Below are 22,971 nucleotides of genomic sequence, written 5' to 3'. Positions count from 1 at the left end.
CTGCGTCAGACTCCGGCCACGTTTTGATGCATCACCTCTGCAAAATAGGGGATGGTCCGGTCAAGCCCTTCCTCAAGCGGAACCGTCGGCCCCCAGCCCAGCACCCGCTCGGCCAGCGCGATATCGGGCCGCCTGCGGCGCGGATCGTCGCCCGGCAGCGTCCGGAACGCGACCTTCGACCGCGAGCCGGTCTTGGCCAGCACCAGCTCGGCCAGCGCCAGCACCGTGAACTCGCCGGGATTGCCCAGATTGACCGGCCCCTTCACCGTCGCGGGCGAGGCCATCAGCCGGACCAGACCGGCGACCAGATCGTCGACATAGCAGAAGGACCGGGTCTGGCGGCCCGAGCCATAGACGGTCAGCGGCGTTCCGGCCAGCGCCTGAACGATGAAGTTCGACACCACCCGCCCGTCATCGGGGCGCATCCGCGGCCCATAGGTGTTGAAAATCCGCGCCACCCGGATATCGACGCCGCGATCCTCGCGATAGAGATGAAACAGCGTCTCGGCGCCACGCTTGCCCTCGTCATAGCAGGCGCGCGGGCCGATCATGTTGACATTGCCCCAATAGGTTTCCGACTGCGGGCTGAGCGCCGGATCGCCATAAACCTCGGAGGTCGAGGCCTGCAGGATGCGCGCACCCTTGGCCTCGGCAAGATCCAGCAGGTTCATCGCGCCCAGCACGCTGGTGCGGAAGGTGTGGATCGGATCGCGTTCGTATTGCGGCGGCGAGGCCGGGCAGGCGAGGTTGTAGATCTCGTCGATCGGGCCGTCGATACCGAGCCGGTCGGTCACGTCATGCCGGATGAACCGGAATCCGCGCCGCTGCATCAGGTGAGAAATGTTGTCGAGCCGGCCGGTCTGAAGGTTGTCCACGCAGATCACCTGCGCCTCGCCCTCGACCAGCCTGTCGCAGAGATGCGAGCCAAGGAACCCTGCGCCTCCGGTCACCAGAACCGTCTTGCCACTCATGACCACGCTCCACTCAAACCGGAGACACTCTCGTTACCACCGAGCTCTACGCCCCCACGATGGTGGCAATAAAGAAAATTTTCGCCTTTTCTTTGACGTCTGTTTTACCTGCCGTTTATTCGGCGTTCTCGGCCGGCAAGCAAGTCGGGATAACCGGGTGTCGGGTCGGCCGACAAGGCTTTCGAAGCACGCCCTTCAAGGCCTCGGACCACGCACCGCGCGGCCCTCGCAACAGCCCCGTCACAAGAAGAAAGCCGCCCGTATGTCTCGCCGAAGCGAGAGGCCGGACGGCTTTTGGAAGGTGTCCACAACGCCTTGGGTGAAACTCGTGTGACGAGACGCGATTGCCCCGCCACGCGATCAACCTGAAGGCCGGACTGCCCTGCGTCAATCTGTTCCAGTTCCAGAACGCCCGATGCGGGACCTAATCCGGCCGCCCGGCACGCATTGCCCAAAATAGGGTCACAATCCGGGCGCCGGGGCGAAAAGGACGCCGCCCCAAGCATGGCGCGCGCCGAGACTCGGCCGTCGCGCCGGTCAGACCAGCGCGAAGGCCAGAACCGCCGCACCGATGGCCGCGAAGAGCGCGGCAAACCCCGACAGCATCCGCCGGTCGCGGGCCGAGCTTTCGGCAACGGCATAGCTGAACCGCTCATAGCCGATCCGCTCGGGCCGCAGGCCCAGCTGGGCAAGCGTATCGGCCGCCATGGTCATCATCGGTCCCGGTCCGCAGATCAGCGCCTGGGTCGCCCCCGGATCGAGCCCGTTCAGCAGCGCCCGCAGATGCGCCTCGGTCAGCGGCCCGGGTGCAAGCCCCGGCCCCGCCCCGCGATCGACGAGCTTCAGCGGCACCACCCCCAGCCGGTCGCAGGCCGGGCGCAGCAGATCGTCGGGAACCATCGCCTCGGGGCTGCGGCAGGCATAGACCAGCCGTACCGGCCGCCCGTCGCCGCGCGCCGCCAGATCGTCCAGCACCGACAGGATCGGCGCGATCCCGACCCCGCCCGCGATCAGCAGAACCGGCCCGGTTCCCTCCGCCAGCCCGAAGCTGCCATGCGGCGCGTCAAGCCCGACCGGCGTGCCGGGGGCAAGCCGACCCAGCCGTCGGGTGAAATCGCCCGCTTCCTGAATGAGAAAGCGCAGGCCCGGCAGGCCCGGCGCCGAGGCAATCGAGAAGGGATGGTCGAAAAGCGGCAGCCGCCGCCCGCCGAAGGACAGCCAGGCGAACTGTCCGGCCCGGAAGGCAAGCCCGCCGCCCGCGGGCGGATCGAGCCGCAGCTCCCAAAGCCGCTCGGCCACCGGCCGCAGCGAGGCGATGCGCCAGTCGGCGGCGGCGGGCCGGGTCAGGCGGCGCAGGTAGACGCCCGCGGCCGGGACCAGCGCGGCCAGCGCGAAAAGCCCCCACAAGGGCAGGGTCAGGCCCGCCGGGCGCGCGTCGCTGGCGATATGCCACAGCAGCGTGCCGACCAGCGCGACCGCGCCCAGCGCATGGCTTGCCCGCCAGATTTCATAGCGCAGCGGCAGCCGCTCGCGCAGCAGGGCCAGCGCCACGATCAGCGCCAGCAGGCCCAGCGCCAGCCGCCCGTCGACCAGCCCGTCCTCGGTCGCCATCCGCAAAAGCCGCCGCGCCAGCCGGTGCGGATGCGCGGCATCGGGCGGCCCGACCAGCAGCAGCGCATGGCCCAGCGCCAGCACCAGCGCGGTCGGCGCGGCCCATTTGTGAAACGCCATGGTCACGTCGATGCCGATCCGGCCCGAGACCGCCTCGAACCGGCCGCTGGTGACCATCTGCATCAGGATCATCGCCGCCGAGGCGATCCCGGCGCCCGCGGCCAGCATCATCGACAGCCGCCGATGGTCGAGCCCGCCGGTCCAGGCCAGGGCCAGCGGCAGCAGGATCGCCGCCAGATAAAGGGCGGCAAGGGCGCGGGGCGGCAGGCCCCGGCGGCGCGAAGACGGGTTCGGACTGCGGTCTGGCATGGTTCTGGCTCCGGTGCCGCGCGCCCACGGATGGCCCAAGTGAATCAGCCCGGCCGCCACCTTGCCTTGCGCCGGATCATTGTGACGGGCCGAAGCGGGCGCGGCAGATCGTCGTCAGGGGCCGGGCGGCGCGGGCTCGTCGGCGAACCAGGCCAGGTTGTCGGCGCGGATGCGTTCGATCTGGCCCAGGATCCGGCTCAGATGCGCCCGCAGCGCGGTGCAGGCGGCCTCGGGATCGTGCGCCTTCAGCGCCGCGACGATGCGCACATGATCGTCCCAGGCATGCCGCGAGGCGAAGGCCAGCGACAGCATCCGCACCCGGTCCATATGGCCCTTGTTCTCGGCGATCAGGTCCCAGAAATAGCCAAGCCCCGCGCGCTCGCAGATCTCGCGGTGAAAGAGGTCGTCCAGCCGGTGAAAGCGCGGCCGGTCGGCGGCGGCGATGGCCGCGTCCTGATCGGCCAGCAGCGCGTCGAGCACGTCGAAATCGGCAGGCGTCAGCGCGCTGGCCGCAACCCGCACCGTTTCGGCCTCAAGCGCCGTGCGGATCGCCCGCGCCCGCATCACCGCACCGGTCGAGATCAGCGTCACCGTGGTCGCCCGCTGCGGCAGGATCTGCAGAAAGCCCAGCTTGGCCAGCCGGTAGAAGGCGTCGCGCACCGGCTGGCGGCTGACCCCCAGCGCGCGGGCGATCTCGGCCTCGGACAGCTTCGAGCCGGGTTCGAGGTCCAGCGACAAAAGCTGGCGCTGCAGTTCCGCGAAGACACCATCGGCGATCGAGGCCCGCAGGGGCGGCTCGAAACGCGGCGCGAGGGTCGGTTTGGTCATCGGGATTGAGCGGCGGCTAAAAGTGATATACTAGAATATTAGTCACAGCAAAGGCCCGAGTCCACCGCGGACGCAGCGACGGGGCGGACAGCGCAAAGAAGGCCCGGACGGTTTCAGGGGGGTGTTCCATGGCGCTACTCGACGCAGACCGGCTGTTTCCGCTCGACCCCGGCGCCCGGACGCTGGCCCGAGAGCTTCACGCCGCAGTGTCAACAGCGCCCATCGTGTCGCCCCATGGCCATACCGACCCGCGCTGGTTCGCCGAGAACGCCCCCTTCCCCGACCCGGCCCGGCTGTTCGTCACCCCCGATCACTACGTTTTCCGAATGCTGCACAGCCAGGGCGTGCCGCTGGACCGGCTGGGCGTGCCGCGCACCGATGGCGGCCCGGCCGAAACCGACGGCCGCGCGATCTGGCGGCTCTTTGCCGACCATTACCACCTGTTCCGGGGCACGCCCTCGCGGCTTTGGCTCGATCATGCCTTCCAGGAGGTCTTCGGCATAGATCAGCCGCTTGGCCCCGCCACCGCCGACGCGATCTACGACCGGATCGCCGATTGCCTCGTCCGGCCGGACTACCGGCCCCGCGCCCTGTTCGAGCGGTTCGGGATCGAGGTGCTGGCGACCACCGAAGGTCCGCTTGACGATCTGCGCTGGCATGCCCGGATCCGCGCCAGCGGCTGGCCCGGCCGGGTTGTCACCACCTACCGCCCCGATGCCGTCACCGATCCCGATTTCGAGGGTTTTACCCAAAATATCGAGGCCTTCTGCGCCCTCGCGGGCGAGGACCCGGCCCGCTACGAGGGCTATCTCGACGCCCATCGCGCCCGGCGCGCCTTTTTCCGGAGCTTCGGCGCCACCGCCACCGATCACGGCCATCCGAGTGCCGCCACCGCGAACCTGCCCCGCGCCGAGGCCGAGGCGCTTTACGGGAAGGTCCGGGCCGGTCGGGCCGATGCCGCCGAGCGCGAAGCCTTCCGTGCCCAGATGCTGACCGAGATGGCGCGGCTTTCGCTTGAGGACGGGCTGGTGATGCAGATCCATCCCGGCGCGTTCCGAAACCATTCGGCCCCGGTTCTCGCCCGCTACGGGCGCGACAAGGGCTATGACATCCCGACGCGCACCGACTACGTCCGGGCGCTGAAACCGCTTCTGGACGCGGTCGGCGAGGAACCGGGGCTGACGGTGATCCTCTTCACCCTCGACGAGACCGCCTATGCGCGCGAGCTGGCGCCGCTGGCCGGGGTCTATCCCTGCCTGCGGCTCGGCCCGCCCTGGTGGTTCCATGACAGTTTCGAAGGCATGACCCGCTTTCGCCAGAGCGCGACGGAAACCGCGGGCTTTTACAATACCGTCGGCTTCAACGACGACACCCGCGCCTTCTGTTCGATCCCGGCCCGCCATGACGTCGCGCGCCGGGTCGATGCCGCGTTCCTCGCGACGCTCGTCCGCAGCGGACGGCTGACCGGGGACGAGGCCCATGAGGTCATCCACGACCTCGCCCACCGGCTTCCCCGGAAGGCCTACCGGCTGTGACAGCCACCACAGGGAGGAGACCATGACCCAACTGAAACGCCTCGCGGCACTGCTGGCCCCGGCCGCGCTCGCGACCCTGGCCCTGGCCCCGGCGGCCCTGGCCTGCGACCGGACCCTGCGGTCCTCGGACACCCATCCCGAGGGCTATCCGACGGTCGCGGCCGTGCAATACATGGGCAAGCTGCTGGAGGAGAGGACCGGCGGCGCGCTTTGCATCGAGGTGTTCCACTCGGCCCAGCTGGGCGAAGAGAAGGACACGATCGAGCAGACCCAGTTCGGCGTCATCGACATGAACCGGGTCAGCCTCGGCCCGTTCAACAACATGATCCCGGAAACCCAGGTGCCGTCGCTGCCCTATATCTTCCGCTCGGTCGAGCACATGCATCATGTCATGGACGGCCCCATCGGCGACGAGATCCTCGCAGCCTTTGCCGATCACGACCTGATCGGGCTGGCCTTCTACGATGCCGGGGCGCGCAGCTTCTACAACAGCCAGCACCCGATCCAGGCGATGTCCGATCTGAAGGGCATGAAATTCCGGGTGATGCAGTCGGATCTGTTCGTCGACATGGTCGACGCACTCGGCGCCAATGCGACGCCGATGCCCTATGGCGAGGTCTATTCCTCGATCCAGACCGGGGTGATCGACGGCGCCGAGAACAACTGGCCCTCCTATGACAGCTCGGGTCATTTCGAGGTCGCCCGGCACTACACGCTCGACCAGCACCTGATCGTGCCCGAGGTTCTGGTGATCTCGAAAAAGACCTGGGACGGGCTGTCGGCCGAAGAGCAGGAGGCGGTGCGGGCGGCCGCGAAGGACTCGGTGCCGCACATGCGCGAGCTTTGGGCGGCGCGCGAGGCGGAGTCGGAGGCGAAGATGCGCGAGGCGGGCGTCGAGATCGTGACCGAGATCGACAAGACCCCGTTCATCGAGGCGATGGTGCCGGTCTACGAGAAATACGTCACCTCGGACAAGCTGAAGGACATGGTGACCCGGATTCAGGCCACCGAATGAGCGATGCGAACGGCGCGCGGCCCGGATCGCGCGCCGTTCCGCACCTGCAACCGGGGAGGAAAGAGTGCAGCGGACGATGCGAAGGGTCGCGCGGGTCACCGGCGCGCTTGCCACGGCCGGGCTCTGGACGGCGGGGGCGGGACTTGTGCTGATGACCGTCTTCATCGCCGCCCAGGTGTTCTGGCGCTACGTGCTGAACGACTCGCTGCAATGGACCGAGCCCGCCGCGGTGATGATCATGGGCTGGTTCATCTTCCTCGGCGCGGCGGTGGGCATCCGCGAGGGGTATCACCTGTCCTTCGACGTGGTGCTGTACGTGCTGCCGGACCGGGTGCGGCCCTGGCTCTATTCAGTGTCGGACTTTGTCGTCGCGGGGTTCGGCACCGGCATGGTGATCTACGGCGCCGAACTGGCCGGCCGCACCGCCGGCAACAAGCTGCCCGCGCTGGGCATCTCGGGCGCCTTCGACTTCCTGCCGCTGGTCGGCGGCGGCGCGCTGCTGGTGCTGTTCGCGCTGGAACGGCTGGCCCGGCGCGCGGCCGGGCTGTCGACGCCGCGCTTCGGCGACGATCACGAGATCGAGCCCGCGTCCGATGCCGGATTGTCGGCCGCACCCGGGTCGGAGGCGCGTTGAGGGATGGAGCTCTGGGTTCTTTTCGGCACCTTCGTCACGCTTCTGCTGATCGGCACGCCGGTCGCCTTCTGCCTCGGCGCGGCCTCGTTCGCGACGGTCCTGTATCTGGGGCTGCCGCCGGTCGTGGTGTTCCAGCGGCTGAATTCGGGGGTCTCGGTCTATGCGCTGATGGCGATCCCGTTCTTCATCTATGCGGGCGATCTGATGGTGCGGGGCGACATCGCCCGGCGGCTGGTGGCGCTGGCGGGCGCGCTGGTCGGCCATTTCAAGGGCGGGCTCGGGCAGGTCAACATCGCGGCCTCGGTGCTGTTCGGCGGGGTCTCGGGCTCGGCCGCGGCCGATGCCTCGGCGGTGGGTGGGCTGATGGTGCCGCAGATGAAGGCGCGCGGCTATGGCACCGACTATGCGGTCAACATCACCGTGGTCTCGTCGATCATCGCGCTGATGATCCCGCCCTCGCACAACATGATCATCTATTCGATCTCGGCGGGCGGAAAGATCTCGATCGCCGATCTTTTCACGGCGGGCATCGTGCCGGGGCTCTTGCTGGCGCTGTCGCTGATGGTGGCGGCGCGCCTCGTCGCGATCCGCCGCGGCTATCCGACCGAGCCCTTCCCGGGCCTCTCCGCGCTGGGCGGGCTTCTGCTGAACGCAATTCCGGGGCTGATCCTGATCGCGATCATCTTCGGCGGCGTGCGTTCGGGCGTCTTCACCGCCTCGGAAAGCTCGAACATCGCGGTGGTCTATGCGCTGGGGGTGACGCTTCTGGTCTACCGCTCGCTCAGCTTCGTCGATTTCGTCGAGGCGACCAAGGCGGCGGTGCGCACGACCGCCATGGTGCTGATGGTGATCGGCTGCGCCGCCGCCTTCGGCTGGCTTCTGGCCTTCCTGCGGGTGCCCGCGCAGCTGGTCGCGGTGCTGGCGGATCTGTCCGACAACCCGCTGGTGATCCTGCTGCTGATCAACGTCGTGCTGCTGATCCTCGGCACCTTCATGGACATGTCGCCGCTGATCGTCATCACCACGCCGATCTTCCTGCCGGTGGCGCAGGCCTTCGGGGTCGATCCGGTGCATTTCGGGGTGATCCTGATCCTCAATCTCGGGATCGGGCTCTGCACCCCGCCGGTCGGCGCCGTGCTGTTCGTCGGCTGCGCCGTCGGGCGGGTGCCGATCTGGCAGGTGATGCGCACGATCTGGCCCTTCTATCTGGCCGCGCTCGCCACGCTGATCGCGGTCACCTACATCCCCGCGCTGTCGCTCTGGCTGCCCGGGCTCTTCCACTAAGGACAACCCGATGCCCTATCCCGAAACCGATACCGACCCCGGCATCCGCCGCCGCGTGCTGGCCGAGACCCCCGAGCTGATGCTGGTCTCGTTCCGCTTTTGCGAAGGCGCCGAGGGTCCTTTGCACAGCCACCCCCATGTGCAGGCGACCCATGTGCGGTCGGGCCGGTTCCGCTTTTCGGTCGCGGGCGACAGCTTCGAGGTCGGGCCCGGCGACAGCTTTGTCATCCCCTCGGGGGCCGAACATGGCTGCCTTTGCCTCGAGCCGGGCGAGCTGATCGACAGCTTCGCCCCCCGCCGCGACGATTTTCTGTGAGAGGAGACAGCATGCTTCACGTCGAGACCCGCCATGCGGTGCATCCCGACCAGGCGAGAACCATGGATACCGCCGCGCTGCGCCGCCATTTCCTGGCAGAGGGGCTCTTTCAGGACGGCCGCCTGCGGCTGGTCTACAGCCATTACGACCGCTTCGTTCTGGGGGGCGCGGTGCCCGCGGGCGGGCGGCTGACGCTTGATCACGTGGCCGAGACCGGCACGCCGGGCTTTCTCGACCGGCGCGAGCTTGGGATCGTCAATCTGGGCGGGACCGGGACCGTCACCGCGATGGGCGAAAGCTGGGCGATGGCGCGGGGCGACGTGCTGTATCTGGGGATGGGGGCGGGGCCGGTCGGCTTTGCGGGCGAGGGGCGGTTCTACCTTGCCTCGGCACCCGCGCACCGGACCTGCCCGACCCGCCTGATCCGTCCCGCCGAGGCCAACCGGGTCGAGTTGGGCAGCGCCGAAGCCGCCAACCGGCGGGCGATCATGCAGTTCATCCACCCGCTGGTGATGGAAAGCTGCCAGCTGGTGCTGGGCTATACGGTGCTCGAGCCGGGATCGGTCTGGAACACCATGCCGCCCCATACCCATGACCGGCGGATGGAGGCCTATCTTTACTGGGACATGGCGCCCGGGGACCGGGTGCTGCACCTGATGGGCCCGCCCGACGAGACCCGGCATCTCTTCGTCGCCAATGAAGAGGCCGCATTGTCGCCGCCCTGGTCGATCCATGCCGGGGCCGGAACCGGGCGCTATGGCTTCGTCTGGGCGATGGCGGGCGACAATATCGACTTCACCGACATGGACATGGTCGCGCCCGGAGACCTGCGATGAGCCCATTCTCGCTGGACGGCCGCCGCGCCTTCGTCACCGGCGCCAATACCGGGATCGGTCAGGCCATCGCCCGGGCGCTGGCAGCCCAGGGCGCGGCCGTCACTTGCGCCGGGCGCCGTCCCTCGGACGAGACCGTGAGCCTGATCGAGGCCGCGGGCGGTACAGGCCAAAGCCTGATCCTCGATCTGGCCGACCCGATGGCCGGGCGCGATCTCTTTGCCGGGGAGGGCTACAGCATCCTCGTCAACAATGCCGGGATCATCCGCCGGGCCGACAGCCTGGACTATTCCGAGGCCGACTGGGACGCAGTGATGGATGTCGATCTGAAGGCGCTTTTCTTCACGTCCCAGGGCTTTGCCCGGGCCTGTCTGGAGACGGGCACCCTGCCCGCGGCCATCGTCAACATCGCCTCGCTTCTCAGCTTTCAGGGCGGTATACGCGTCCCGGCCTATACGGCGGCGAAACATGGGGTGGCCGGGCTGACGAAAATCCTCGCCAACGAATGGGCGGGGCGCGGCATCAATGTCAATGCCATCGCCCCGGGCTATATCGCCACGAACAACACCGCGGCGCTGCGCGACGACCCCCTGCGCAGCCAGGCGATCCTCGACCGGATTCCGGCCGGGCGCTGGGGCGCCCCCGAGGACATCGCCGGAACCGCCGCGTTCCTTTGCTCCCCGGCCGCGCGCTACATTCACGGCGCGGTCCTGAACGTAGATGGAGGCTGGCTTGCCCGCTGACCGAATGACCCGCACCGCCAAGGCCCCCGAGGCCGGCATCGTCCACCTTGGCCTTGGCGCCTTCTTCCGCGCCCATGGCGCCATCTATACCGAAGACGCCGTGGCCCACTCGGGCGGCGCCTGGGGCATCATTGGCGTCTCGCTGAAATCGCCCGGCACCCGCGACGCGCTGGCGCCGCAGGGCTGCACCTATACCGCGCTGGAGCTTGGCCCCGAGGGCGCCTTTGCGCATCCGGTCGAGATCCTGCGCGACGTGCTGGTCGCGCCCGAAGACCCGCAGGCCGTGCTCGAGGCGATGGCCGATCCGGCGATCCGCATCGTGACCCTGACCGTCACCGAGAAGGGCTATTGCCACGACCCCGCGACCGGCGCGCTCAATCTCGATCATCCCGACATCCTGCACGATCTGGGCTCGGCCCATCCGGTCTCGGCGCCGGGCTATCTGGTGCGGGCGCTGCAGCTGCGCCACGACCGGGGGCTGCGCCCCTTCACCGTGCTGACCTGCGACAACCTTCCCGACAACGGCCGGGTGGTGCGCGGCGTGGTGCTGGCGCTGGCCAGCCGGATCGACCCGGGCCTCGCCGACTGGATCGGCACCGAGGGCCGCTTTCCCTCCACCATGGTCGACCGGATCGTGCCCGCCACCAGCCCCGAGGACATCGCCCGCGTCGAGGCGCTGACCGGCTGCCACGACGCCGCCCCGGTGATGCACGAGCCCTTCCGGCAATGGGCGATCGAGGACGATTTCGTCGATGACGCGCGGCCCGACTGGGGCGCGGTCGGCGCCGAACTGGTCACCGAGGTCACGCCCTACGAGCACATGAAGCTGCGCATGCTGAACGGCGCCCATTCGGCGCTGGCCTATCTGGGCTATCTGGCCGGGCACGAGACGATTTCCGAAACCGTGGCCGATCCGGCGCTGGGGGCCTTTGTGCGCCACCTTTGGGCCGACGAGATCGCCCCGGCGCTGACCCCGCCGCCCGGCGTGTCGCTGGCCGCCTATGCCGAGGCGCTTGGCGCGCGCTTCGCCAATCCCGCGATCCGGCACCGCACCTGGCAGATCGCCATGGACGGCAGCCAGAAACTGCCCCAGCGCATCCTCGCGACCCTGTCCGACAACCTTGTCGAGGGCCGAGCGAGCCCCGGGCTGATCCTGACCGTCGCGGCCTGGATGCGCTATGTCGGCGGTCTTGACGAGGCGGGCCGACCCATCGACGTGCGCGACCCGCTGGCCGAGCGGCTGCGCGCGCTGAGCGACGGGGCCGAGACGCCCGAGGCCAAGGTCGCGGCGCTGCTCTCGGTCCGCGAGATCTTCCCCGAGGCGCTGGCCCGGACCCTGAAGGGCCATCTGGCCGAAGCCTATGCGCAGCTTCTGCGCGACGGCGCGCGGGCGTCGGCCGGGGCCATCTGCACCGAGACCGCCGGGGCGGACTGATCCGCCACCCTATCGCTCTTCCGCTCCGCCGCGCGCGTGCCGACCGGACGCGCCGACCGGACAGGAGCCCCCCCGATCCTGGCATCGCGATTGTTCCATGCCCGGATCGGGGCTACCAAACAGGCGGGGGGCGCATGCGGACGCGGCGCCGCCCCGGACAGGAGGACCGCACATGACCGACTTCTTCCACGGCATCGGCAAGATCGCCTATGAAGGCCCCGACAGCACCAACCCGCTGGCCTTCCGCCATTACGACCCGGACGCGCTGGTGCTTGGCAAGCGGATGGAGGACCATCTGCGTTTTGCCGGTGCCTATTGGCACAGCCTCGCCTATGAGGGGCTCGACCCGTTCGGCGGCCGCACCTTCGAGCGCCCCTGGTATGGCGACGGGATGGACCGGGCCTTCGTCAAGGCCGATGTCGCCTTCGAGCTGTTCTCGAAGCTCGGCCTGCCCTATTTCTGCTTTCACGACGCCGATGTGCGCCCCGAAGGCAAGACGCTGGTCGACACGGTCACCAACCTGAACCGCGTCGCCGAGGTCTTTGCCCAGAAGATGGAAGCGACCGGCATCCGCCTGCTCTGGGGCACGGCGAACCTCTTTTCCCACCGCCGCTACATGGCGGGCGCGGCCACCAACCCGGACCCCGAGGTCTTTGCCTATGCCGCCGCCTCGATCAAGGCGATGATGGACGTGACCCACCGGCTGGGCGGCGAGAACTACGTGCTCTGGGGCGGGCGCGAAGGCTACGAGACGCTGCTGAACACCGATCTCGGCCAGGAGCTGGACCAGATGGGCCGGATGCTGTCGATGGTGGTCGAGTACAAGCACAAGATCGGCTTCAAGGGCACGATCCTGGTCGAGCCGAAGCCGCAGGAGCCGACCAAGCATCAATACGACTACGACGTCGCCACCTGCTACGGCTTCCTCAAGCGCTACGGGCTGGAAAACGAGGTCAAGCTGAACATCGAGGTCGGCCATGCCTTCCTCGCGGGCCACAGTTTCGAACATGAACTGGCCCTGGCGGCGGCGCTGGGCGTGCTGGGCTCGATCGACATGAACCGGAACGATCCGCAATGCGGCTGGGATACCGACCATTTCCCGAACGACCCGCAATCGGTGGCGCTGGCCTATCGCGAGATCCTGAAGGCGGGCGGCTTCACCAACGGCGGCACCAATTTCGACGCCAAGATCCGGCGCCAGTCGATCGACCCGGCCGATCTGTTCCATGGCCATATCCTTGGCATGGACACCTGCGCGCGGGGCCTGAAGGCCGCCGCCGCGATGATCGAGGAGGGCAGCTTGGATGCCGCACTGGCCGACCGCTACGCAGGCTGGCAAGCGCCCGAGGCGCAGGCGATGCTGAAGGGCGAACGCAGCCTCGATCAGATCGCCGACCGGGTTCTGGCTGCCGAACGCGACCCCGAGCCGCGCTCGGGTCGGCAGGAATACCTCGAAGGGCTGGTGAACCGCTTCGTCTGAAGGGCTTGACGCGCGCCTGCCGCCCGCGCTTTGCTGGCGGCGGGAGGACACGATGACACGCCTTGCCGCGGCCCTCATGGCGGCGCTGGCGGCCCCGCCGGGTCTGGCGGGCAGCCTGCCCGCGCCGCTCACCGATGCCGATTTCGCGGCCGCGCCCGAGGCCGAGATCCGTCTTGGACAGCTCTTGTTCTACGACCCGATCCTGTCGGGCAACCGCACCATCTCTTGCGCGACCTGCCACCATCCGCGCTTCGCGACCGGCGACGGGCTGTCGCTGGGGCTTGGCGAGGGCGGCATCGGGCTGGGGCCCGACCGCCGCGCCGACCCGGCGAACCTGCCCGAGCGGCTCATCCCGCGCAACGCGCCGCCGCTCTTCAACATGGGCGCGGCCGGGGTGACGGTGCTGTTTGCCGACGGCCGGATCGAGACCGATGCCCGCCGCCCGACCGGGTTCCGCACCCCGATGGAGGACGAGATGGTGGCGGGGTTCGCCAATCTGCTGTCGGCGCAGACCATGTTCCCGGTGCTTTCGCCCGACGAGATGGCCGGGCATTATCAGGAAAACGACGTGGCCCGCGCCGTCCGGCAGGGGTTCATCACCGGGCCGGGCGGCGCCTGGGACCGGATCGCGGACCGGGTCGCGGCGCTTCCGGCCTACCGGACCCGGTTCGAGGCGGTCTATCCCGAGATCGCCGCCGGGCGCCCCATTGCCTTCACCGACATCTCGAATGCCATCGCCGCCTTCGTCTCGGCCGAGTGGCGCGCCGATGACAGCGCCTTCGACCGGGCGCTCCGGGGCGGCCCGCCGCTGACCGGACCGGCAGCCGAAGGCCAGGCGCTGTTCTACGGCCCGGCGGGCTGCGACGCCTGCCATTCCGGGCCGCTTCTCTCCGACATGGGCTTTCACGCGATGGGCGCGCCGCAGCTCGGCCCCGGCAAGGTCGAGCGGTTCGAGACGGGCCAGGCCGATCCGGGCCGGTTCCGCGTCACCGGCCATGCCGCCGACGCCTTCGCCTTCCGCACGCCGATGCTCAGAAACGTGACCCGCACCGGTCCCTGGGGCCATGCCGGGGGCGATACCGACCTGCGCGCCTTCCTCGCCCGGCACGCTGCACCCCGAAAGGTTCTGGACCGCCACCCGCGCGAGGCCGTACTGCCGCATTTCGACAGCCCCCAGCCGGTCTGGGCCGTACTCGACGACCCCGAGGCCCGCGCCGCCATCGAGGCTACGGCCAAGCCCGGCCCCGGTCTTGCCCCGGACGAGATCGAGGCCTTGATGGCCTTTCTCGAGGCGCTGACCGACGAAACCGCGCTGGCCGGGCGGCTGGGCATCCCCGACGCCGTGCCCAGCGGCCTGCCGGTCGACCGCTAGGGGCGCAGCGTCACCACGCCATCGGCCGCGACCTCCTGCCAGTCGCTCCAGCCCGCGCCGGGCCAGAGCACGCGCAGCAGGGCCGTCTCGGCCGCGCCCAGCCCGAAATGCAAAGGCCCCGCCTGCCCGCCGCCATGGCCGCCGCCGACCGTGACCTCGCGGGTCTGCGACAGGCCGCCCGCGCGCAGCTCGATCCAGGCCCCGACCGCACGGGTATTGGGCGGGTCCCGGCGCAGCTCGACCCCAAGCCAGTGACCTGTGCCGGGCGTCGCGTTCTGCCACAGCTCCAGGGCCGCGCGGCGGTTCACCACCACCAGATCGAGCCGCCCGTCGCCATCGAAATCGGCCAGCCCTGCCCCGCGCGAGCGCGCGCCCGAGGCGATCCCGGCCGCATCCCCCGCCTCATGAAACGTGCCGTCGGGCTGCTGCATCAGCAGGTTGTTGGGGTCCCTCATCGCATTCGAGGGCATCTGGTCGACATTGCCCTTGGCAATAAAGAGATCGAGCCGCCCGTCATTGTCGACATCGCCGAATTCGGCATGCCAGCCGGTCGAGGGCCGCCCGTCATCGCCCAGATAGGGCCGCTGGGCATAGCTGCCCTGCGCATAGGGCGCGTCGCGCAGCACGCCCGCCTCGTTGAACTGCAAAAGCTGGTCGCCCATCGAGGTCAGCATCACCTCGGGAAAGCCGTTGCCGTCGAGATCGGCGCTGGCGATCCCCATTCCCCACAGCGAGACCCGGCGCCAGCCCTCGTCCGGCCCGCGCTCGGCCAGCGGGTCCAGCCGCCACATCTGCTCGTAGCCGCCGCTGACATAGTAATGCCGGTCGTTCGAGATCCGAAGCTCGGGCCGACCGGTCCGCTGCCAGTCGGAAATGAGCATCGAGAGGGCACAGAAGCCGGGCCTGAGCGGCAGCGGCGCGCCGTAACGTCCGGCCTCGGCCCGGTGCAGCTCGTTACCGTCGCAAGTGCCGAAGGGGCCGTTCGGATCGGCGCGGTCGACATAGTTGCCGATGGCCAGCGTCGGCAGGCTGCGCCCGGGCTCCCATGTCGCGGAAAAGGCCGTGCTCCAGCCGTCGCCGCCCGCGAAGCCCCAATCGGCCTTGGCAAAACCGCACTGCCCGTCGCCCCGCAGCAGCAGGTTCGGCCCGGCCCGCAGCACCGCCAGATCGAGGGTCCCGTCGCCGTCGATATCGAGCGGCCAGAGCCCGGTGACGCCCGTCGGTACCGACAGTTCGGCCGCCTCGAAGGCCAGCGCCGCGCCCGGCCCGGGGGTGCGGTTGACGAAAAGATGCGTGGGCCCCGCGCCCCCGGCGGCGGCGAAATCGGGCCGCCCGTCGCCGTTGCAATCGAGGATCGCGACGCCCCCTCCCACAAAATGCTCCCAGCCGCCGGAATAGACATGGGTCACCGGCAGCGCGGCGCTGCGGTCGAGAAAGACCGGACCGGCCGAGGCGGGCGTGCCGAGAGCCAACAGTGCGAGCGTCAGCCCCTTCATGCCGCCGCCCCCTCGAACGGGCCGCCGATCCGGCGGTCGGTCACCGCGCCCAGCGCCAGCGCGCCGGCGCCATGCGCCCCCAGCAGATCGCCCCAGGCATGGACCTCGATCCGGGGCGGGGTCGCGCGGGCGGGCAGCACCGAGCCGCCGACCTCGGCGATGGTCTCCTGCGCATGAAGATAGTCATAGCGCATCCGCTCGCCGCTGAGGATCAGCAGTTCGGGGTCGAAGACGTTGATGACATTGGCCAGCCCCAGCGCCAGATAGCGCCCGGCGCGGCGAAAGATCGACTGCGCCACCGCATTGCCCGCCTTGGCCTCGGCATAGAGCCTCTCGACCAGATCGGCGCCGCCCTCGGCCCCGCCGCCCACACTGCCGCCCGCGAGATCGAGCGCGACATGGGCCTCGCGCGCCAACGCGTAATCGGCGACATAGGCCTCGAGACAACCGCGCTGGCCGCAGCGGCAGAGCGCGCCGTCGAGTTCCACCTTGGTATGGCCCAGCTCGACCCCAAGCCCCAGCGCGCCGCGAAACACCCGGTGGTTCAGCACCAGCCCCATGCCCAGCCCGTGCTCGAGCGTGACGACGGCGAAATCCGACAGGGTCCGGCCGCTGCCGAACCACAGTTCGGCCAGCGCCGCCAGATTGGCGTCGTTGTCGACGATCACCGGCAGGCCGAGCCGAGCCGAGGCCGCCTGCGCCAGATCGACATCGCGCGCGCCGAAGACCGGCGACCAGTGCACCCGACCCGAGGCATGATCGACGAAGCCCGGCACCCCGATGCCGACCTGCGCCAGATCGCCCGGCCCGATCCCGGCCTCGGCGCAGACCGACCCGATCAGCCGCGCCAGCACCTCGATCTGGTCGCCGGGCGGGGCGCGGTCGCGGGCGGGCTCGCTGGCTTCGGCGATCTGGTTGCCCGCGAAATCGAGCGCCACCGCCACATGCTTGCGCATCGAGAACTTGACCCCCGCCACCGCATGCGCCCCGGCCGCGACCCTCAGGGCGACCGGCGGGCGCCCCCTCAGCGGTTCGGCCCCGGGCACCAGGGGTACCTCGGTCAGATAGCCTTGCTCGATCAGTTCGGAGGTCTGGGTCGTCACCGACGCCGGGCTGACCCCGAGCTCGCGCGCAAGCTGCCCCCGCGAGACCTCACCCATCGCCCGGACCTGCTCGAAGATCTGCTGGCGCAGCGGGCGCGGCGCCGGGCTGCGCGGCGGCGCCAGAGGACCGCAGCCGCGCGGCTGATCGGGGTTTCCGGGCCCCAGATGCAGCGTCGAGACCGGCGTCATCATTTTTCATTCACCGAACTAAATCCGCGCGAAAAATAGGGAAATTACGCCGCGCCGCATGCCGATCCGCACGCCGCGACAGCTGGACCCCGGCATTTCCTCCCCATATCCGGGCAGCTCAAGTATCGCAGAACATTTTTATTTTGACAGGTGAAAAATCGGTGTCATGCTTGCGGCCAAGGCGCCGCGGCGTCCGCCAGGCGACGGCCGCGGCCCGGTGATGCTTGGGAGGTATCAGATGCAAGGAAGAACGCTGATCGCGGGCCTTCTGGCCGCGACCTGTCTTGGCGGGCCGCTGCTCGCGCAGGATCTGACCGTGGGGGTAAGCTGGTCGAACTTTCAGGAAGAACGCTGGAAGACCGACGAGGCCGCGATCAAGTCCGCGCTGGACGCGGCGGGGGCGAAATACGTCTCGACCGACGCGCAATCTTCGTCGGCCAAGCAGTTGTCGGATGTGGAAAGCCTGATCGCGCAGGGCGTCGATGCGCTGCTGATCCTGGCCCAGGACACCTCGGCGATCATTCCGGCGGTGCAATCGGCCTCGGACGAGGGCATTCCGGTGATCGCCTATGACCGGCTGATCGAGGACAGCCGCGCGTTCTACCTGACCTTCGACAATGTCGAGGTCGGCCGGATGCAGGCCCGCGCCGTGCTGGAGAAGGCGCCCGAGGGCAATTACGTGATGATCAAGGGCTCGCCCACCGACCCGAACGCCGATTTCCTGCGGGGCGGCCAGCAGCAGGTGCTGCAACCCGCGATCGACGCAGGCAAGATCAAGATCGTGGGCGAGGCCTATACCGACGGCTGGCTGCCCGCCAACGCCCAGCGCAACATGGAACAGGTCCTGACCGCCAATGACAACGAGGTCGATGCGGTCGTGGCCTCGAATGACGGCACCGCGGGCGGCGCGGTGGCGGCGCTGATGGCACAAGGCATGGGCGGCATTCCCGTTTCCGGGCAGGACGGCGACCATGCCGCGCTGAACCGGGTCGCCAAGGGCACCCAGACGGTGTCGGTCTGGAAGGATGCGCGCGAGCTTGGCAAGGCCGCGGGCGAAATCGCTGTCGAGCTGGCGGGCGGCACCAAGATGAGCGACATCGACGGCGCCCAGCAATGGACCTCGCCCAGCGGCACCACGCTCTGGGCCAAGTTCCTCGAACCGATCCCGGTCACGCGGGACAACCTGAGCACGGTCACCGATGCCGGCTGGATCAGCGTCGACGCGCTGTGTCAGGGGGTCGAGAACGGCCCCGCCCCCTGCAACTGAGCCCCGAACGGCCCGGCGGGCGGCACCTGCCGCCCCCGGAGCCGAAGCGCGGCTCCAAGGTCTTCGGAGAGGCAGGGAATGCAACACGCCCAGACCCGCAGCGACGCGCCCGCCCGCAAGTCGATCTTCGACTCGCTGGAGCTGGACACGCGCCTGCTTGGCATGATCGGCGCCTTCGTGGTGCTGTGCCTGGTGTTCAATCTGGTGACCGACGGGCGGTTCCTGACGCCCCGGAACATCTTCAACCTGACGATCCAGACCGTCAGCGTGGCGATCATGGCCACCGGCATGGTCTTCGTGATCGTCACCCGCAATATAGACCTGTCGGTCGGCGCGTTGCTGGCGACCTGCTCGGCGGTGATGGCGATGGTGCAGACCGTCGTTTTGCCCGACTGGCTGGGGCTTGGGCTCGGCCATTGGGCGATCGCACCGCTGGCCATCGCCGCGGGGCTCGCGACAGGCGCGGTGATCGGCGGGTTTCAGGGCTGGCTGGTGGGGTTTCTGGGCATCCCTGCCTTCATCGTCACGCTGGGCGGGCTTCTGGTCTGGCGCAACGTCGCCTGGTACCTGACGAACGGGCAGACCATCGGCCCGCTGGACCCGACCTATCAGCTTCTGGGCGGCATCAACGGCACCCTGGGCGAGAGCCTGTCCTGGGGCTTCGGGCTGGCGGCGACCGTCTTCGCGCTGGTCTACATGGCCGCGCGCCGCCGCAACCGTCGGGCGCATGATTTCCCGGTCAAGCCACGCTGGGCCGAGGCGCTCCTGGGCCTTGTGGTCGCGGGTGCGATCCTCGGCTTCGTCGCGGTTCTGAATGCCTATGACGTTCCCGCCCGGCGTCTGGCGCGGATCTTCGAGTCCCGCGGCGAGGTCATGCCCGAGGGCTTTTCCGCGGGCTACGGGTTGCCCTTCTCGGTGATCCTGCTGATCCTGATCGCGGCCGGAATGACGGTGATCGCCCGGCGCACCCGGTTCGGGCGCTATGTGTTCGCGACGGGCGGCAACCCCGATGCCGCTGCCCTGTCGGGGATCAACACGCGCTGGCTGACGGTCAAGGTCTTCGCGCTGATGGGTGTGCTGTGTGCGCTGTCGGCGGTGGTGGCCTCCGCCCGGCTGACCTTCCATTCGAACGACATCGGCACGCTGGACGAGCTGCGCGTGATCGCGGCCGCGGTGATCGGCGGCACGGCGCTTGCGGGCGGTTCGGGCACGATCTATGGCGCGATCCTCGGCGCGCTGATCATGCAGTCGCTGCAATCGGGCATGGCCATGGTGGGGGTCGATGCGCCGTTCCAGAACATCGTCGTGGGCGCGGTTCTGGTGCTGGCGGTGCTGGTCGACATCCTCTACCGCAAACGGACGGGAGAACGGTGATGGCTGGCCAGACGGGCACCCCCCTGGTCGAGATGAAGGACATCTCGATTTCCTTCGGCGGCATCAAGGCGGTCGATCATGTCTCGGTCGATCTCTATCCCGGCGAGGTCGTGGGGCTTCTGGGCCATAACGGCGCGGGCAAGTCGACCCTGATCAAGTGCCTTTCGGGCGCCTATCAACGCGATGCGGGCGAGATCCTGATCGACGGCCGCCCCGCCGCCATCTCGAACCCGCGCGACGCCCGGCGCTACAACATCGAGACGATCTACCAGACGCTCGCCCTGGCCGACAATCTCGACGCCGCCTCGAACCTCTTTCTCGGGCGCGAGCTGGTGACGCCGCTGGGGCTGATGGACGAGGCTGCGATGGAGGCCGAAACCCGCCGGATCATGGCCCGCCTCAACCCCAATTTCCGCAAGTTCGCTTCCCCGGTCTCGGCGCTGTCGGGCGGGCAACGGCAGTCGGTCGCCATCGCCCGGGCGGTCTATTTCAACGCCCGCATCCTGATCATGGACGAGCCCACCGCCGCGCTCGGTCCGCAAGAGACGCAGATGGTGGCCGAGCTGATCGGCGAGCTGAAACGGCAAGGGCTCGGGATCTTCCTGATCGACCACGACGTCCATCAGGTCAAGGCGCTGTGCGACCGGGCGGCGGTGATGAAGAACGGCCAGCTTGTCGGCATCGTCCGGGTCGACGAGGTCACGACCGACGACATCCTCGCGATGATCATCGCCGGCAAGAAGCCCGCTCATCTGGCGGACTGACGGCCGCCTGCCGAAGGCTCAAGCCCAGGCCGGCATCGGACTCGACCAAGGCAAGCGCGGCCGTCTCTCCGCGTCCTGGTGGAACTCGCCCCAAGGCCGCGATGTTGAGGCTTGTGCTGCGGGATTTCGGATGCTAGAGGGCTAGTCGCTTGACGTGGCGAGTTGGCGGAGTGGTTACGCAGCGGATTGCAAATCCGTGTACAGGAGTTCGATTCTCCTACTCGCCTCCAATACTTTCAGTAGCTTAGCGCTCGGACACCGCTTCACCTGTTGAAATTTGAAACAGGCGTTGAAACTTTCACGTTCTGGTCTTGTTCCGTTCCATCCGGTTTCGTGCGTCTTGAGCCTTGGCAGCTAGGACCTTCTGCCTGACTCGCCCTCCATACTTTTTCAGCATCTCGACCCCGGAGTGTCCGGTTACGGATTTCACCATCTCGTCGTCGCATCCGGCGAGATAGAGTTCGATGGTCGCGTTCTTTCGCAGTCCGTGCGTCACGAACGTCGCCGCATCAGGGTGGCTCATGCCAGCCTTCACCTTGCGCATTTCTTCCGCAACCGTGCGGTAGCGAACTGGACGCCCCTGCGCGTCTGTGATGACTGTCAGTCCCTTCCTTTCCACCATCGCCAGATGGGCGCTGAGGCGATCCGTGAGGGGGATCCACAAGGGCTTATCGGTTTTGCCTTGGGTGAAGTCGTAAGCCCCATCCTTGAGGTGATCCCAACGGATCTTCAGCACGTCTCCGATCCGCTGGCCGGTGCCCAAGCAAAGCTCATAGACCAATCTCGCTCGTGGGGTGGCCACGGCCTCGAACTCTGCGCGAATGTCTTCGGGCCATGGCTGCCATCCGTCGCTTTCCTGCTTGAACAGCGGAATGCCCTTGGCGGGGTTTCCATGCTCCTTCTTGAGGAGGCCGATCAGGCGGGCGTGGTTCATCAGGACCACCATCACCTGCACCAGGTAATTCGCCTGCCGCCATCGCTCGGCATTGGCACGGTGCAGTTCATAGACGTGGTGTGGCTCAATCTTAGCCGGGTCTTTCGTGCCCCAAATCGACCGAATATGGCTGATGTATTTCTGATAGTCGGCCTTGGTGCGCGGCTTCAGCTTCTTGAACGCGTCACTTTCATAGTAACTGAGAATCAAAGCCTCGAAGTTCCTTTTCGAGGGAACGGGCTCGCGCCCTTTCAACAGGGCATTATAGTGATCCCAGAACTCTGGCGTCCCGGGCTCTTCTTTCATCATTACGCTTTGACCGCGCGCCCGGCGGATGAACCTGACATAGCCGCGATCCCAGTAGACGTATTTGGGGAGGCTTTTCTTGGTCACTGCCCCATCCTCAGGTCACCTTCGAGGAAGTCGTCGGACGTGTCCGCCTCGATCATACCGGCGTCCACAGTCATACTCCCGTCCGGTCTAATTTCTCCTCGAACGCGAATCCAGCCCGCCGCACGAGCCTCGCGAAGCAGTGCGGCCATCGTCTGACGCGCAACAGCTTGGGGACTAGGTGTCGCCATTCTTCCTGCCCTCCTGCATCCCTTCTGTCTCCGTCGCGACAGCCTCGCATCGACAAGGGTCGCGGTATCTGCGCTGTGCGGGTTTGGTATCGGTTGAACCGAGTTCATTCGTCCTGCCTTCCAGCTTGTCTACGCGGGCCTGCAGCTCGGCGAGCTCGGCGGTCAGGCCCGCCAGCTCGTCGCAATTGTGCCGGGCGAGGCTCTCGATCTCCTCGATCCGGTCGGGGGTGATCCTGGGCATCAGAGGGGCTCCTTCGTGGTCTGGGCGCTGCGCGCGGGGTCATCCGGCATGGCGCTTCGGGGCGGCGGCCAAGTGTGGACAGTTGGCCGCGATGATGGCGGCGGCGACGGGCGGGCAGACCGAGTTGCCGCACATGCGGGTCTGTTCGGTCTTGGTGAAGGCACGGCCGTCCGGGGCGGTGTCGATCCGGTAGCTCTCGGGGAAGCCCTGGGCGCGGAACATCTCGCGCGGGGTCAGCATGCGCATGCCGATATCGGCGATGGCATAGCTCGCACCGTCGATCTCGACCGTTACCAGTCCGAAGGTGTCGCGGGTCGAGAGCGTGTGCAGCGGCGTGCCAGCTGCCTGGCCGGTGCCCGCGCCGTAGTATTTCTGCAGGAAGGCCGCGACCAGCGCGCCATGCCCGCCCCCGGCGCAAAGCGTCGGCATGGGCGCGTCGAGGGGCTGATCGCGCCGGGTCTTGCCGTGCAGGCTCATCAGATGCGCGGCGACGATCTGCTGTTGCGTGCCGCGCGTGGTGAGGGTGGAAAGCGGGGCGCCCGCCGGGCGGCCGGCATGGCGCTGCATCCGCGCCCCGGCATTGTGCTGGGCGAGGA

The 22,971-nt window shown here is 68.4% G+C and carries 21 protein-coding genes and 1 tRNA gene; 14 read left to right on the top strand and 8 right to left on the bottom strand.

All coding sequences use genetic code 11. From position 1 onward, the window contains the following. Positions 1–5 precede the first annotated feature (5 nt). The 3 genes from BYZ73_RS16285 to BYZ73_RS16275 form a co-directional block, all read right to left on the bottom strand. Positions 6–971: a UDP-glucuronic acid decarboxylase family protein gene (locus BYZ73_RS16285; protein WP_112316758.1), complete on the bottom strand. Its 966-nt coding sequence runs from the start codon at positions 969–971 to the stop codon at positions 6–8. Between the two features lie 537 nt (positions 972–1,508). Then, positions 1,509–2,951 carry a ferredoxin reductase family protein gene (locus tag BYZ73_RS16280; protein ID WP_112316757.1) on the bottom strand — a complete coding sequence of 481 codons (1,443 nt, stop codon included), beginning with the start codon at positions 2,949–2,951 and terminating at the stop codon, positions 1,509–1,511. Positions 2,952–3,065: 114 nt separating this feature from the next. After that, entirely contained in the window at positions 3,066–3,779 is a 714-nt protein-coding gene (locus tag BYZ73_RS16275; RefSeq protein ID WP_112316756.1) for a GntR family transcriptional regulator, read from the bottom strand. A gap of 128 nt (positions 3,780–3,907) precedes the next feature. On the opposite strand from BYZ73_RS16275, the gene uxaC reads away from it, so the two are divergent. The 10 genes from uxaC (at position 3,908) to BYZ73_RS16225 (ending at position 14,426) form a co-directional block, all read left to right on the top strand. After that, positions 3,908–5,314, top strand: coding sequence for a glucuronate isomerase (gene uxaC, locus BYZ73_RS16270; RefSeq protein WP_112316755.1), 1,407 nt, complete (start codon positions 3,908–3,910; stop codon positions 5,312–5,314). A gap of 22 nt (positions 5,315–5,336) precedes the next feature. Beyond that, positions 5,337–6,329 carry a TRAP transporter substrate-binding protein gene (locus tag BYZ73_RS16265; RefSeq protein ID WP_112316754.1) on the top strand — a complete coding sequence of 331 codons (993 nt, stop codon included), beginning with the start codon at positions 5,337–5,339 and terminating at the stop codon, positions 6,327–6,329. Positions 6,330–6,405: 76 nt separating this feature from the next. After that, complete coding sequence (locus BYZ73_RS16260) at positions 6,406–6,963, top strand: TRAP transporter small permease (protein WP_112316753.1); 558 nt, start codon at positions 6,406–6,408, stop codon at positions 6,961–6,963. Positions 6,964–6,966: 3 nt separating this feature from the next. Further along, positions 6,967–8,247, top strand: coding sequence for a TRAP transporter large permease (locus BYZ73_RS16255; RefSeq protein ID WP_112316752.1), 1,281 nt, complete (start codon positions 6,967–6,969; stop codon positions 8,245–8,247). Between the two features lie 10 nt (positions 8,248–8,257). Next, on the top strand, positions 8,258–8,563 hold the full coding sequence (locus BYZ73_RS16250; RefSeq protein WP_112316751.1) for a cupin domain-containing protein: 306 nt from the start codon (positions 8,258–8,260) through the stop codon (positions 8,561–8,563). A gap of 11 nt (positions 8,564–8,574) precedes the next feature. Beyond that, a complete protein-coding gene (kduI, locus tag BYZ73_RS16245; RefSeq protein WP_112316750.1) occupies positions 8,575–9,399 on the top strand; it encodes a 5-dehydro-4-deoxy-D-glucuronate isomerase in 825 nt (274 codons plus the stop codon). Further along, complete coding sequence (gene kduD, locus BYZ73_RS16240) at positions 9,396–10,139, top strand: 2-dehydro-3-deoxy-D-gluconate 5-dehydrogenase KduD (protein ID WP_112316749.1); 744 nt, start codon at positions 9,396–9,398, stop codon at positions 10,137–10,139. The genes kduI and kduD overlap by 4 nt, the downstream gene beginning before the upstream one ends. Further along, positions 10,129–11,574 (top strand): mannitol dehydrogenase family protein, encoded by a 1,446-nt coding sequence (locus BYZ73_RS16235; RefSeq protein WP_425451094.1) that lies wholly within the window; start codon positions 10,129–10,131, stop codon positions 11,572–11,574. The genes kduD and BYZ73_RS16235 overlap by 11 nt, the downstream gene beginning before the upstream one ends. A 172-nt stretch (positions 11,575–11,746) precedes the next feature. Further along, positions 11,747–13,054 (top strand): xylose isomerase, encoded by a 1,308-nt coding sequence (xylA, locus tag BYZ73_RS16230; RefSeq protein WP_112316747.1) that lies wholly within the window; start codon positions 11,747–11,749, stop codon positions 13,052–13,054. Positions 13,055–13,106: 52 nt separating this feature from the next. Then, the gene (locus tag BYZ73_RS16225) at positions 13,107–14,426 is read left to right on the top strand and encodes a cytochrome-c peroxidase (RefSeq protein WP_112316746.1); all 1,320 of its coding nucleotides are present in this window, start codon (positions 13,107–13,109) and stop codon (positions 14,424–14,426) included. Here BYZ73_RS16225 and BYZ73_RS16220 read toward each other — a convergent pair. Continuing rightward, positions 14,423–15,922 carry a CRTAC1 family protein gene (locus tag BYZ73_RS16220; protein ID WP_112316745.1) on the bottom strand — a complete coding sequence of 500 codons (1,500 nt, stop codon included), beginning with the start codon at positions 15,920–15,922 and terminating at the stop codon, positions 14,423–14,425. The genes BYZ73_RS16225 and BYZ73_RS16220 overlap by 4 nt on opposite strands. Beyond that, positions 15,919–17,214, bottom strand: coding sequence for an ROK family transcriptional regulator (locus BYZ73_RS16215; RefSeq protein WP_112316744.1), 1,296 nt, complete (start codon positions 17,212–17,214; stop codon positions 15,919–15,921). Before BYZ73_RS16215 ends, BYZ73_RS16220 begins: the two co-directional genes overlap by 4 nt. A gap of 238 nt (positions 17,215–17,452) precedes the next feature. Here BYZ73_RS16215 and xylF point away from each other — a divergent pair, with 238 nt between their 5' ends. The 4 genes from xylF to BYZ73_RS16195 all read left to right on the top strand — a co-directional run bounded on the left by xylF (position 17,453) and on the right by BYZ73_RS16195 (position 20,849). Further along, positions 17,453–18,481 carry a D-xylose ABC transporter substrate-binding protein gene (gene xylF / locus BYZ73_RS16210; protein WP_112316786.1) on the top strand — a complete coding sequence of 343 codons (1,029 nt, stop codon included), beginning with the start codon at positions 17,453–17,455 and terminating at the stop codon, positions 18,479–18,481. Positions 18,482–18,559: 78 nt separating this feature from the next. Further along, positions 18,560–19,855 (top strand): sugar ABC transporter permease, encoded by a 1,296-nt coding sequence (locus tag BYZ73_RS16205; RefSeq protein ID WP_112316743.1) that lies wholly within the window; start codon positions 18,560–18,562, stop codon positions 19,853–19,855. Next, the gene (locus BYZ73_RS16200) at positions 19,855–20,619 is read left to right on the top strand and encodes an ATP-binding cassette domain-containing protein (protein ID WP_112316742.1); all 765 of its coding nucleotides are present in this window, start codon (positions 19,855–19,857) and stop codon (positions 20,617–20,619) included. The genes BYZ73_RS16205 and BYZ73_RS16200 overlap by 1 nt, the downstream gene beginning before the upstream one ends. 156 nt (positions 20,620–20,775) lie before the next feature. Then, positions 20,776–20,849, top strand: a tRNA-Cys gene (locus BYZ73_RS16195). Positions 20,850–20,917: 68 nt separating this feature from the next. Here the strand turns inward: BYZ73_RS16195 and BYZ73_RS16190 are convergent. From BYZ73_RS16190 to BYZ73_RS16175, 3 genes are all read right to left on the bottom strand, one after another. Then, complete coding sequence (locus tag BYZ73_RS16190) at positions 20,918–21,946, bottom strand: site-specific integrase (RefSeq protein ID WP_112316741.1); 1,029 nt, start codon at positions 21,944–21,946, stop codon at positions 20,918–20,920. Between the two features lie 174 nt (positions 21,947–22,120). After that, positions 22,121–22,375, bottom strand: a complete 255-nt coding sequence (locus BYZ73_RS16180; protein ID WP_112316739.1) for a hypothetical protein — start codon at positions 22,373–22,375, stop codon at positions 22,121–22,123. A gap of 39 nt (positions 22,376–22,414) precedes the next feature. Continuing rightward, a partial coding sequence (locus BYZ73_RS16175; protein ID WP_181498083.1) for a DNA cytosine methyltransferase occupies positions 22,415–22,971 on the bottom strand: 557 nt, incomplete at its 5' end.

The organism is Rhodovulum viride, assembly GCF_003265965.1.
Lineage (GTDB): Bacteria > Pseudomonadota > Alphaproteobacteria > Rhodobacterales > Rhodobacteraceae > Rhodovulum > Rhodovulum kholense.
This window is presented reverse-complemented; position numbering and strand designations above follow the sequence as displayed.